This is a genomic window from Pseudomonas sp. P8_241 (assembly GCF_034008315.1).
In the GTDB taxonomy this organism is placed as follows: Bacteria; Pseudomonadota; Gammaproteobacteria; order Pseudomonadales; family Pseudomonadaceae; genus Aquipseudomonas.
Genome location: NZ_CP125377.1, coordinates 3,462,117 through 3,474,627 on the forward strand (window position 1 = coordinate 3,462,117; position 12,511 = coordinate 3,474,627).

Genomic DNA, 12,511 nt, shown 5'->3' on the forward strand with positions numbered 1-12,511 from the left:
CCAATTGCCATTTAGGGAGATTTCAATGAAACGTTTCTGGCGCAACAGCCTGGTCGCATTGACCGGTTTTCTGCTCAGTGCCACCGCACTGGCCGAACAGGTACCGACGTCGGTGAAGATCGCCATCGTCGCCTACACCCAGGGCGGAAAACCGGTGTTCGGTGGCATCGCCGGGCGGGTTATCGAAGACGGTTGGCTAGAACAGCAACTGAGCCAGCGCGGCGTGAAACTTGAGTGGATTGCCCTGCCCCACGCTGGCGCCGGTCCGCAGATCAACGAAGGCTTCAGCAACAACAGCATCGACTTCGCCGTGCGCGGCGATCTGCCCTCGGTGATCGCTGGCGCCGGTGGCGTGCCGGGTAAATTGATCGTACCCGGAGGCAGCGGCAACAACATTTATCTGGTGGTACCGGCAGGTTCCGAGGCCAAGAGCATCGAAGATTTGAAAGGCAAACGCCTGGCCCTGCACCGAGGTCGTCCCTGGGAGTTCGCATTCAGCAACTTTCTCGCCAGCAAAGGCCTGAAGCTCGACGACTTCAAGATCGCCAACCTCAACCCGCAAGTCGGTGCCGCAGCCGTGTCCGCCGGCAAAGTCGATGCGGCGGTACTGCTCAGCGAGGCCTACGCACTGGAGGACAAAGGCGTGGGCAAGATTCTCTGGTCGACCAAGGAAGGCGCCAACGACTGGCGCCTGATCTCCGACCTCTGGGGCACCGATAACTTCGTCACCCAGCACCCCGACATCACGCAGTTGCTGGCGACGGCCTGGGTCAAGGCCGCCTGGTGGATTTCCCAGGAGCAGAACCAGGATGCCTACTACCAACTCTCCTCCCGCGCCGGCACAGCGGAAAGCGTGCTGCGTCGCGACGATCAGAACGACCCGGTGGCCTGGAAGGAGCGCTGGGCGCCGAAGAGCGACCAACAACTCAAAGCACATTACCAGGCCCTGACAGCTTACGCCCTGGCCAATCACCTGATTCGCGACAACTACGACATCACCCCTTCGCTGGCCACCGGTTTCACCAACCAGGCGCTGATCGATCTGCAACTCACCGACTATTGGCCGGCCCTGCGTGGCCAGGTCAGCAACAATCCATGAATAGGGAAATCACCATGAAACTGCCGCAAAAATTCGTCTTCGGTTTGAGTGTCCTGACGCTGTCCATCACTGCCATGGCTGCCGGTACACACGCACCAAAACCCGATCCGCAGCAAGGCGACGGCCGTGTCTCGGCGTTTTACACCTGGCAAGAAGTCATTCCGTCCACGCCGGGCAAGCTGCTGCGCAGCGAGCCATTGGAAAAGACCTTGAGCCTGCCCAACGCCGCCAGCGCGCAACGGATTCTCTACACCTCCACCGACGGCATCGACAACAAGACCCCGATCGTGGTCTCGGGCACGCTGTTCCTGCCCAAGGGCAAGGCGCCAGCCGGTGGCTGGCCGGTTGCCAGTTGGGGCCATGGCACGGTCGGTATAGCGGATGTTTGCGCGCCGTCCTGGCAAGGCCGCTCCTACCGCGACGTGCAGTACCTCAGCCGCTGGCTGGACGAAGGGTATGCGATTGTCGCTACCGATTATCAGGGCCTTGGCGTACCCGGCGGCCACCCGTTGCTGAACAATCGCATGGCGGCCTACGGCATTCTCGATGCGGCCAAAGCCGTGGTCGCCGGGGTTCCGGGGCTGGCCAACAAAGTGCTGATCGTCGGTCAGTCCCAAGGGGGCGCAGGCGCCTTTGCCTCCGCCGCCTACGCACCGACTTATGCGCCGGACCTGGGGGTAAAAGGCAGCATCGGCACCGGCGTGATTTACACCGCGGGTGCGAAAAACGTCGGTGAACAGGACGTCAACAAGGTCGACGCGTCCCTCGCCTACGGCTTCTATACCTTGCTCGCGGCTCAGCAGTACGACTCGAGCATCAACCCCAAGGATTTCTACACCGACAAGGCGCTGCCACTGTTCGAGCAAGCCCGCACCAGCTGCCTGGCGGCCCTGGTCAGCGATGTGGTCGGCGTCGGCCTGACGCCGGCCAATGCCAAAAAAGACTACCAGGGTGACCAGCTCGCGGCGTGGCAGAAACAAGTGTCCTACCCGACGCTGAAACTGGCCCAACCGATTTTCATCGGCACCGGCGCCGAAGACAAAACCCCGGCGGCCTCGACCCAGGTCGCGCTGATGCAAGACGCCTGCAAAACCGGCTCCGTGGTTGAGGGCCATCTCTACAAAGGACTGGGCCATAGCGAAACGGTCAACGCGTCCCTCAAGGACTCGGTGCCTTTCGCCCACAAGGTCATCAACGACCAGCCCATCACCCCGATTTGCAGCCCCAACGTGCAGTGAGACGGAGCCTTCGACATGAGCATTGAATTCTTTACCCGCCTGCCCCTCCATGGCGAAACCCAATTCCTCCCTGGCGACCCGCGCAACCGTGGTGACTGGCATCGCGGTGGCCCGAGCACTGGCGCCGTCTCGGCGTTCAGCGTGGGCGACCACTTCACCTACATCGACTACCTGGGGCAGATCGCCAAGGCCGCAGAAATCAACGGTTTCGGCGGTGCGCTGATGGTCAACGCCCCCTCAGGCGAAGAGCCCTGGACCGTCTGCTCACTGCTGGCCCGGGAAACCCGCACGCTGAAATTCGTCACGGCGTTCCAGCCCTATCACTACACGCCGTGGGTAGCGGTGCAACAAGCCGCCACCTATCAGCGCGCCACGGGCAACCGGTTGGTGTGGAACATCATCAATGGCGGCTCGGATGCGATTCAGCGTCAGGTCGGCGATTTCAGCGATCACGACGAGCGCTATGAACGGGCCATCGAGTTCATGGACGTGGTCAAGGGCTATTGGCACAGCGAGAACTTCCACTACGAGGGCAAATTCTACAAAGCCGAAGGCGGAGGTTTGCGCGGACCTTTGAAGAAAGCCGAACTGCCACTGATCTGCACCGCCGGTTCGTCAATCCCGGCTCGCGAGTTCGCGGCCAAACACGCCGACTTCTACCTGATGCGTGCCGAGCATCCGGAGGAAATTGCCGCGCTGATTGCCGATATACGCGAGCGTGCATTGAAGTACGGACGCAGCGACATTCGTTTCGGTTTGTCGATCGATGTCATTACCCGGGAAACCGAGGAACTGGCCCGCACCGAAGCCAAGCGTTTCTTCGACGAAGGCATTGCCAAAGGCGCAGTCAAGGCCGTGGCGGCCCATGCCGGGCTGCGCACCGCACGCAAGCTCAGCTACGAGAGCGGGTTCGCGCAAAAGACCGAAACCCAAAGCTTCGACGACTTTTTCATTCACCCCAACGTCTGGACCGGTTTCGGTTATATCGGCATTCCGCCAGGTTGCGCGCTGGTGGGCAGCTATGAAAATGTCGTGGCGCGGATTCGCGAGTACAACGACATCGGCATCGACCTGTTCTTCCTCGCCGGCTACCCGCACCTGGAAGAAGCCTACCGCCTGGGTGAGCACATCCTGCCGCACTTTCGCAGTGAGCGCGTCGAACTGAGTCGCCCGTCAGAAGCGCCGTTGGAGCTGCGCTCCGCCAACGGCCCGGCCGGAGCCTGATGCCATGAGCGACGATCACTCATTATTCAGCCGCCGGGACTTTCTCGGCCACAGTGCGCTGCTTGGCGGTGGCTTGCTGCTCGGTGGCGGCCTGCTCGCCGGCTGCGGCCCGAGCAGCGAAAAATCATCCGCCAGCGCCATGGCCGACCATCAGCCGCGCTATGGCGGACGCCTGCGCCTGGGCATTCTCGACGGCAACCAGAGCGGCAACCTCGATGCGCACAAACCCATCGGCAGCGGCATTGTTCGCGGCTTCGCGCTATACAGCAAGCTGTGGGAATGGGACGAGCAAATGCAGCCGCGCCTGGCCCTGGCCGAATTCGCCGAGCCGAATGCCGATGCCAGCAGCTGGACGCTTCGCCTGCGCCCGGACCTGGAATTTCACCATGGCAAAACCATCGATGCCGATGACCTGATCTTCTCCATCCGCCGTCTCACCGACCCACAACTGGCCTCGCCCTACGCCGCGCTGCTGCACTGGGTAGACCGCGATAACCTGGTCAAACTCGACGCCCGCACCGTACGCCTGAACTTTCGTGAAGGCCGCAGTTACATGCCGCTGGCGGAAACCTGGGTCAACTTTGGCGGGATCGTGCCCGTGGACTATCACCCGGTGACCAACCCGGTAGGCGCCGGCCCCTACAAACTGAAAAGCTTCACCCCCGGCCAGCGCTCGCTGTTCACGCGGTTCGAGAACTACTACAAGGACGGCAAACCTTACGCCGACGAATTGGAAATCATCGACTTCAAGGATCAGGTATCGCGCCTGGCGGCCCTGCGCTCCGGGCAAATCGACATGGCCAACGTGATGCCCACCGAACAGTTGCAAGTGCTGCAGCGCGATCCACGGCTTACGGTACTCAAATCGGTGAGCGGCAACTGGTTGTCGTTCGACATGAACCTCGACAAACCTCCGTTCAACGACCCGCGGGTACGGGAGGCATTTCGCCTGCTGGCTGACCGGGAAGAACTGGTGCGCCGGGCGCTCAACGGTCAGGGCCGAGTGGCCAACGACCTCTATGCGCCGAGCGATCCAACCTTCAACCACACACTTGGGCCGCGCCCTCACGACCCACAACGTGCGGCGCAACTGCTCAAGGAAGCCGGGCATGAAAACCTTGAACTGGAACTGGTGACGACACCTGGTCCGGGACTGACCTCAGCGCTGGTGCTGGCCGAACAGGCCAAACGCATCGGTGTCACGCTCAAGGTCAAGCAGGTCGACCTGGCCACGTTCCAGGGGCCGCTGCGCAACGACTGGACACTGAGTACCGGCGGCAGCATCGGTGCGCCATTCCTGGCCAGCGCGATCCACACCGACGCGCCTTTTGCCGTGTCGAACAAAACCCATTTCAACGATCCGCAGTTCAGCGAGCTGTTTCTGGCGGCCATGGCCCAACCCGACCTTGCGAAACGCAAGGCGCTGGTGCACCAGGTCCAGCAGATCCAGTACGAACGCGGTGGCATGTTGATCTGGGGATACGCCGACTTGCTCGACAGCGTGGCCAACCGCGTGGGCGGGGCTGCGGCCGAGGAGTCGCTGTTCAGCACCTGGCGCTTTGAAAAACTCTGGTTGAAAGACACGGCATAACCCGCACGGGCGCTGACACCCCACGGTCGACCCTACACCACCGACCTGTAGGAGCCGGCTTGCCGGCAATGGCGCCATCACGGCCGCCATCGTCGGAACGCCGCCCGCAACAAGCCGGCTCCTACAGGGTGGTGGTGGCCGTTATGACGTTTGCGCCATTCAATGAATTTATCTATCGAGGCACATTTTCATGCCCTCTATCGGCTTCGTTCGTCCCGCTTCTGGCCACGCTCTGGCATTGGTCATCGTTTCTACCCTGTCGACCGCGACCTTCGCCGCCGACACTCAACTGCAAACCGTCACTGTTCAAGCCAGCGCCGCCGATTCCGACGATGACGCCCTGCCCACCCGGCCAGAGTCTTCCATCTACGGAGGCATCGAAACCAAGGTGCTCGACACCCCGCGCTCAATCACTCAGGTCAATGCCGAACAGCTGGCGAACGACCCGATCCGCAGCGCCGACGACCTGGTCAAATATGCGCCGGGCATCACCCGGGGTGGCGGCCAGAACGCCGGGATCGCACCGCAATTCCGCGCCCAGGGTTCTGAGGTCTTTCAGGACGGTCAGCGGGCTTATGGCGTGCGGCATCCGGCTAACTTCAACGCCTATGAAGGCGCCGATATCGTTGCCGGCCCCTCCTCGGTGACCTACGGTTCGGTGTCCGGTAGCGGTGGCTACGTCAATTACCTGAGTAAAAAACCGAATTTCAACGAATTCAAAACCAGACTCAGCGGTGAATTGGGCACCTGGGTACCCGACGGCGAATCCCGTGATTCCAGTAAATTCAGCGTCGACAACACAGGCCCGCTCAGCGACAGCCTGGCCTACCGGATCAGCATCACCAAGCAGCGCCAGGAGGATTTCTACGACAACGTCGACAACAACTTCGACGCGTTCTACGGCGCCCTGGCCTGGCGCAACGACAACGTGCGCGTGGACTGGAATGCCAGTTACGACGACTACTACGACTACAACATCACCCACGGCTGGAACCGCGCCAACCAGGAGTTGGTGGACAGCGGAAAATACTACTCCGGGCGCGCGACGCCGATCATCCAGAACGGCAACACCCTGTGGTCGCCGGTCCTGGCTTCCGGCGCGGCGGATGCGCCGACCCTGGGCTGGGTTCAGCGTCAACGCAACGCCCAGGGGCAATACAGTGTGGTCAACGGCAGTTTCCAGACGGCCTCCCCCAACACGCGAAGCAACCCTGGCAGTCTGCGCGGCTGGGTGTATGACCCCTCGCTGGCCGGCAATGGTCTGACCTCACTGTCCTCGCAAACCGGCCAGCGCGACGAGGATGAAAACACCTCGCGGCGCTTCACCACACAGTTGCGTGCAGAAGCCGATCTGACGCCGACCATCACCCTGGCCAACAGCACGTTTTACCAGCGCTCAAAAGACATGACTGACGCCGTCGGCTCTTTCCAGGTCCAGTCCAAAGACAATATTTTCGATAACCGCTTCGAGTTTCGCTCACGCAACGAAGCTCAGCTGGGCGGCTTTACCCTGCGCGATGACAGCAATACCGGGCTGATCTACCGCCGCGAGTTCAACCAGTCGATTGCCGCCAACAACAATTTCGGCTCGACCATCAACGCCTACGATCTGACGCAGGACCCGTCGGGCAAGAACCCGGGCGATCTGTTGGGGCTCACTGGTTCCAATCCGGCCGGCGGCAATGGTGCCTGGATCGGCCAGCCCGGCGTGCCGCAATTCTCCAACTATTACGGGTGGTTGAATCTGCCAGCGATGTACCCGGCCGGGCATGGCCTGTACGCCGAATCCGTCGCGCCCTACACCGCAGAAAGTACCTGGACCACGCAAACGCTGTTCACCCAGCACAACCTGCGATTGGGTGAGCGTGTCGGTCTGAACATCGGTGCCAGCCGCAGCTGGATCGACGCTGAAATCGAAAACCCCTTCGTGCTCGCCGGCGGCAATCCGCGCAAGGACAGTGACAACTACCGACTGTTTGCCTTTCAGGTCAGTCCGTACGTGAAACCCACCGAAAACAGCACGCTGTACTACACCTTTGATCGCTCGTTGGCGGTCAACACCGGGTTCTTCTCCAACGGCCTGGGCTGGGGCAGTGGCGCCGGGGCCAATCTTCTTAACCCACTGGCGTTCGAAAGCCTGAGCGTGCTGCACGAAGTCGGATTGAAAGTCGAAGCCGTGCCCAACGAACTGTTCATGACCCTGGCAGCGTTCAAGCAGGAACGTGATCAGTCCCCCGACAGCAACAACAACATTGCGCGACTGGTGATCAAGGGCGTGGAATCGACCGTTCGTTATCAGCCAGACGATCACCTGCGCACGGCGTTGAACCTTTCAAAGCTCACCGCCTACAACGAGTTTGCCTCCCAGGCCGGTTTCGCCTCGGCGGGGTTCATTCCCGACAACGGCACAGTGTTTGGCGATAACAACAGCCTTAACCAGCGGCCGTCCGGGCGCTTCGATGCGGTACAGATTCCCGAATACACCGCCAGCGGTTACTTCGACTATCGCTTCGACTCAGGCTTCGGTGCCGAACTGTCCGGCTGGTGGACCAGCAGCTGGTACCTGAACCTGAGCAAGACCGTGAAAATCCCCGACGAATACAACCTCGACCTGGCTGTGTACTACCGCCAGCCGCAGTGGAGCACCACCTTGCGCGTGCTCAACCTGACCGATGAATTGAACTTCGTCAGCGGCCTGGCCGGGTCCACCAATACCTTCCTGCAACCCATGCCTGGTCGCACCGTGCTCGCCCAGGTGGATTACCAGTTCTAAGTCGCGACCAAACCGCTTTCCGCCATCAGGAGTGTTCCAATGTCCATTGAATTTGTCGGCATGATTTTCCCCCGCCAGTGGTCCGAGACCCGCGGCGTGCGCAGCCCGGATTTCGATCTGGAGTTTATCCGCCACCACGCCCGTGCCCATGAGCATGCAGGCTTTGACCGGGTGCTGATCGCCAGCGGCCCAGGCAGCGCCGACAGTCTGCAGATCGCAGCCTACGCCGCCGCTCACACCGAGCACCTGGGGTTCATGATCGCTCACCGTCCGGGCCTCACCGCCCCGACGGTCGCAGCCCGGGCTTTCGCCACGCTCGATCACACCACGGGTGGCGGCCGGATTCGCCTGCATGCCATCACCGGGATCACCGCCGAGCCTCAGGAGGGCGACTTCCTGCTGGACAAGACCGAACGCTACAAACGCACCGATGAATACCTGGAAATCGTTCGCCGGACCTGGACGGCCGAGGAGCCTTTCGACTTCGAAGGGCAGTACTTCAACATCAAGGGGGCGTTCTCGCCGGTCAAACCGTTGCAGCAGCCACACATTCCGATTTCCTTCGGCGGATCTTCGGATATCGCCTATCAGATCGCGGTGAAACACGCGGACCTGTATGCGTTGTGGGGCGAGCCTTTGAGCGGTGTGGCCGAGCAGATCGGCAAACTGCGTGCGGCCGCCAGCGCGGCGGGCGTCGAGGCGCCACGGGTCAGCCTGTCGGTACGTTTGATTCTGGGGGCCACCGAAGAATTGGCGTGGCAACGGGCGCAGCAGATTCTCGAACAGATCAAGGCCAACCCGCAGTTTGCGGCGGGCAGCCCCTGGCAAAAACGCATCAAGGGCACCGGCTCCGAACGATTGCTCGCCGCCGCAGCCCTGGGTGATCGTCATGACCGTGCGCTGTGGATGCCAACCGCCACCGCCGTTGGCGCCTACGGTGACACCACCGCCCTGGTCGGCACCCCGGAAACCGTGGCCCAGGCCCTGCTCGATTACGTCGATCTGGGAGTGACCACCTTCCTCAACCGTGGCTACGACCCGTTGTACGACACCGTGGATTATGGACGCTGGATCATCCCGGCCGTGCGCGAAGAAGCGCGCCGCCGCAAGGCGCGGGTGGCATAACGATGCAATCGCCAGCAAGCCGGCTCCTACAGAACCGTGTTCACAACCATCCCTTGTAGGAGCTGGCTTGCCGGCGATGACGTCGGCACATCCACCATCGCAATCGCCAGCAAGCCGGCTCCTACAGAGTCGTGTTCACAACCATCCCTTGTAGGAGCTGGCAAACCTGCGCCTAAAGCCATTTCGCGTCCCACAACGGGTAATCATGTACTCGCCTGACAAGGCCTGCTCGTATGGGGTTGGCAATGACGTAACGTGCCACCGCCAGCAAATCTTCTTCACGTCGAATTGCCCGGTCGTGAAAGCCTTTTTGCCATAGGCGGCCACTGCGTCCCAGGTGGGCATTGATGGTTCGTGCACTGCGCGATTTGGTGGCCAGCATCAACGCCGGCAACGTGCTGTTCTTCAGCTCCACCAACCAATGAAAATGGTCGGGCATGACCACCCACGCGAGTGAGTCAGCCCATTCTTCTGCCTGGGTTTGGCGAAATTGATCCGCCACCAGACGCCCCGTACGCCAATTGGCAAATACTGGATCACGGTGATAGGTGACGGCGGTGAGCAGGTAGATTTGCCCGGATTGGGAATAGCGCCCAGCGTGCAAGCGATTGGCGTGGGGAAGATCAGGCATTCCATTGCCCTCCTGTGTTTGAGACAAAAACAACAGGCTAGTAGGCAGGCGAAAGATCGTCGTCAAGGTCTGGTTCTGGATTTTCTGGTCGACCGCTATCGCCAGCAAGCCGGCTCCTACAAGGGTGTGTCGCATTATATTTCAGCATTGTAGGAGCCGGCTTGCTGGCGATGGACGTCACCCCAACGTCGGCGAGTTCTCCAGCAATGTGCGCGTATACGCCGCTTGCGGCTGGTCCAGCACCGCATCCACCTGCCCCTGCTCCACCACACGACCCAATTTCAACACCAACACCCGGTCGGCAATGGCGCGAACCACACCCAGGTCATGGGTGACGAACAGCAGCGTCAGTCCTTCGCCTTGCAGTTGCCGCAACAGCGCCAGAATCGACGCCTGTACCGAGACGTCCAGTGCCGAGGTGATCTCATCGCAGATCAAAAGCCTTGGCTCACAGACCAACGCCCGTGCAATCGCCACGCGCTGACGTTCTCCACCGGACAGGCTGTGGGGATACTGATCCGCCACCGAGGCCGGCAGCGAAACCCGCGTGAGCACCGCATCCACCCTTTGTCGCGCTGCTGCGCCCTTGATGCCGAAGAAATGCTCCAGTGGCGCACTCAACGTCTGGTAAACCGTTTGCCGCGGATTCAGTGCGCGGTATGGATTCTGGAAAATGTACTGGATCTGATGCCGTTGCGCCCGTACACGCTGCCGCCCCGACAGGCTCAACAACTCGCCCGCGTAATGCACCGCGCCCTCTGCGTTTTCTCCCAGCCCGGCAATGGCACGAGCCAGACTGGTCTTGCCTGAACCGGACTCGCCCACCACTGCCAGGCATTCACCGGCAGCCACCCGCACAGACACATCGAACAGAACCTGGCGGTCGTAGGCCACGTTCAGGTCCTTGACCTCCAGCAGTGGCCTGCGCTCCAGCGCCTCGACAGCGGGAGGCGCAGGCGCTCGGGCAATCGGTTGCAAAGCCTGAAGATGCGGCACCAGACAGGCCACCTGCTGCTGTGGCGACAGGTCCTGCAATGACGGCTCGACCAGCGAGCACGCCGCGACGCGACGGGTGCATCGAGGTGCGAAGGCACATCCCTGTGGTCGCTGACCCGGTGCCGGAGCATGCCCGGCAATCGCCAGCAAGTCGCGGCGTTGCGACACATCGGGAATCGCCGCCAGCAACCCCCGGGTATAGGGATGAGCCGGCTGCAAGAATAGCAATTCGCGCTGTGCAACCTCGACGATGCGCCCGGCGTACATCACCATCACCCGGTCCACCAGATCCTTGATCACCGCCAGGTCATGGGACACATACACCGCCGCGACACCCAGGCTTTTACACAACCGGCGCAACGTCGCGAGGATGTGGGCCTGGGTGGTGACGTCCAGCGCTGTCGTCGGCTCATCGAGGACGATCAAGGCCGGGCGCAAGACAAAGGCCAACGCCAACATCACCCGTTGCTGCTGCCCGCCAGAGAGCTGATGGGGAAAGCGTCGCAGGAACTGCGCGTCATCGGGCAGACCGACATCGCGCAAGGTCTCGACGATGCGTTGCCGTTGCCCGGCGCGATCCAGATCAACCTGATGAGCCCCCAGCGTTTCACGCAGCAAACTGCCGATACGCAGTACCGGATTCAAGGCTGTCGCCGGGTCCTGTGCCACGTAACCTATCAGGCTACCCCGAGCCCGCCGCAGGTCTTCACCCTCCAGCGTCAACAGCGATTGGCCGGACACTTCGACTTTTCCGCTGACAATCCGTGCTCCCCTTCGGGCATGAGCCAGCAAGGCAGTGGCCAGGGTTGTCTTGCCGGAGCCGGACTCCCCGACCAATCCCAGAATTTCTCCGCGCGCAAGACTGAATGTCACACCGCTGAGCACATCGACCTGTCCAGGCAACTCGACGCGCAAAGCCTCAACCTGTAATACCTGCGCATTGAGCACAGGGGAGCGGGACTCGATTCCGGCAATGGCGTTCATGGCTGTTTCTCCCCGATCCTTGAACTGCTGCGGCCGATGCCTTCGGCCAGAATGTTGGTGCCATAGGCGAAGATGCCGATCAAGATCGCCGGGGCCAATACCGCCCAAGGCTGCACCAGCAGCCCCGCCTGGTTTTCGTTGATCATCAACCCCCAGTCAGCGGTGGGCGGCGCTACGCCATAACCGAGAAAACTCAACCCCGAGAGCATGCCCACGCCCCAGGTCAGCATGTTGCCGAAGTGCACCAGCAAGGGAGTGAGGATGTTCGGCAGGATTTCCTTGAACAGAATCCGCCACCGCGAATAGCCCATCATCTGCGCAGCCTCGACGAATTCCTGCCCTGCTACAGACACCGTGCTGCCACGGGCCAGACGAATCACCCCCGGTGTGAAGGCGATGGACACGGTCAGTACGATCAGCCAAGGCGCGCGCCCCAGCATGGAGACGATCAACAGCACCAGAATGAGGTCGGGAAAAGCCAGCGACACGTCCGCCAGCCAGGTGATCAATTGATCCAGACGCCGCCGGGATAACCCCGACAACAGGCCCAGCGTGCTACCGGTCAACAATGCAATCGAGGCCGCGGCCACCGACATCCACAGCACCGACACGCCGCCACTGAGCAAGCGCGACAACACGTCATGCCCGAGAAAGTCATAGCCCAGCAACGCCTTGCCCACGGGCGCGCCATACACCGAACCGACCATTTCCGTCGGGCTGTGGGGCGCCAGAAACGGGCCAAACAACGCCAACGCAACCACGGCCAGGGTAATCAACCCGCCTTTGCGGCTTTGCGGTTCCGCCAGCCACAGCTGCCAGCGCGAACGTCGGGAGTCAGTCATGCATCACC

Annotated in this window: 9 protein-coding genes; 6 read left to right on the plus strand and 3 right to left on the minus strand. The window is 61.6% G+C overall.

Translation table 11 applies throughout. From position 1 onward, the window contains the following. Positions 1-25 precede the first annotated feature (25 nt). The 6 genes from QMK58_RS15720 to QMK58_RS15745 all read left to right on the plus strand — a co-directional run bounded on the left by QMK58_RS15720 (position 26) and on the right by QMK58_RS15745 (position 9,050). Positions 26-1,099: an ABC transporter substrate-binding protein gene (locus tag QMK58_RS15720; protein ID WP_053159431.1), complete on the plus strand. Its 1,074-nt coding sequence runs from the start codon at positions 26-28 to the stop codon at positions 1,097-1,099. 14 nt (positions 1,100-1,113) lie between these two features. Then, positions 1,114-2,337: a lipase family protein gene (locus tag QMK58_RS15725; protein WP_053159430.1), complete on the plus strand. Its 1,224-nt coding sequence runs from the start codon at positions 1,114-1,116 to the stop codon at positions 2,335-2,337. A gap of 15 nt (positions 2,338-2,352) precedes the next feature. After that, complete coding sequence (locus tag QMK58_RS15730; RefSeq protein ID WP_053159428.1) at positions 2,353-3,561, plus strand: LLM class flavin-dependent oxidoreductase; 1,209 nt, start codon at positions 2,353-2,355, stop codon at positions 3,559-3,561. Positions 3,562-3,565: 4 nt separating this feature from the next. Next, the gene (locus QMK58_RS15735; RefSeq protein ID WP_053159426.1) at positions 3,566-5,152 is read left to right on the plus strand and encodes an ABC transporter substrate-binding protein; all 1,587 of its coding nucleotides are present in this window, start codon (positions 3,566-3,568) and stop codon (positions 5,150-5,152) included. Positions 5,153-5,342: 190 nt separating this feature from the next. Next, positions 5,343-7,925 (plus strand): TonB-dependent receptor plug domain-containing protein, encoded by a 2,583-nt coding sequence (locus tag QMK58_RS15740; RefSeq protein ID WP_320395005.1) that lies wholly within the window; start codon positions 5,343-5,345, stop codon positions 7,923-7,925. A gap of 39 nt (positions 7,926-7,964) precedes the next feature. After that, on the plus strand, positions 7,965-9,050 hold the full coding sequence (locus QMK58_RS15745) for an LLM class flavin-dependent oxidoreductase (protein ID WP_053159423.1): 1,086 nt from the start codon (positions 7,965-7,967) through the stop codon (positions 9,048-9,050). Positions 9,051-9,222: 172 nt separating this feature from the next. Here QMK58_RS15745 and QMK58_RS15750 read toward each other — a convergent pair whose 3' ends face one another. The 3 genes from QMK58_RS15750 to QMK58_RS15760 form a co-directional block, all read right to left on the minus strand. Further along, positions 9,223-9,681: an REP-associated tyrosine transposase gene (locus tag QMK58_RS15750; protein WP_053159421.1), complete on the minus strand. Its 459-nt coding sequence runs from the start codon at positions 9,679-9,681 to the stop codon at positions 9,223-9,225. Positions 9,682-9,858: 177 nt separating this feature from the next. Continuing rightward, a complete protein-coding gene (locus QMK58_RS15755; RefSeq protein WP_053159419.1) occupies positions 9,859-11,661 on the minus strand; it encodes a dipeptide ABC transporter ATP-binding protein in 1,803 nt (600 codons plus the stop codon). Then, complete coding sequence (locus QMK58_RS15760) at positions 11,658-12,503, minus strand: ABC transporter permease (protein WP_053159417.1); 846 nt, start codon at positions 12,501-12,503, stop codon at positions 11,658-11,660. Before QMK58_RS15760 ends, QMK58_RS15755 begins: the two co-directional genes overlap by 4 nt. Between the last annotated feature and the right edge of the window lie 8 nt (positions 12,504-12,511).

Bases quoted from the DNA above. Each gene is read 5' to 3' on its own strand.
- QMK58_RS15720 (WP_053159431.1), top strand. From the start codon at position 26: ATGAAACGTTTCTGGCGCAACAGCCTGGTCGCATTGACCGGTTTTCTG.
- QMK58_RS15725 (WP_053159430.1), top strand. From the start codon at position 1,114: ATGAAACTGCCGCAAAAATTCGTCTTCGGTTTGAGTGTCCTGACGCTG.
- QMK58_RS15730 (WP_053159428.1), top strand. From the start codon at position 2,353: ATGAGCATTGAATTCTTTACCCGCCTGCCCCTCCATGGCGAAACCCAA.
- QMK58_RS15735 (WP_053159426.1), top strand. From the start codon at position 3,566: ATGAGCGACGATCACTCATTATTCAGCCGCCGGGACTTTCTCGGCCAC.
- QMK58_RS15740 (WP_320395005.1), top strand. From the start codon at position 5,343: ATGCCCTCTATCGGCTTCGTTCGTCCCGCTTCTGGCCACGCTCTGGCA.
- QMK58_RS15745 (WP_053159423.1), top strand. From the start codon at position 7,965: ATGTCCATTGAATTTGTCGGCATGATTTTCCCCCGCCAGTGGTCCGAG.
- QMK58_RS15750 (WP_053159421.1), bottom strand. From the start codon at position 9,681: ATGCCTGATCTTCCCCACGCCAATCGCTTGCACGCTGGGCGCTATTCC.
- QMK58_RS15755 (WP_053159419.1), bottom strand. From the start codon at position 11,661: ATGAACGCCATTGCCGGAATCGAGTCCCGCTCCCCTGTGCTCAATGCG.
- QMK58_RS15760 (WP_053159417.1), bottom strand. From the start codon at position 12,503: ATGACTGACTCCCGACGTTCGCGCTGGCAGCTGTGGCTGGCGGAACCG.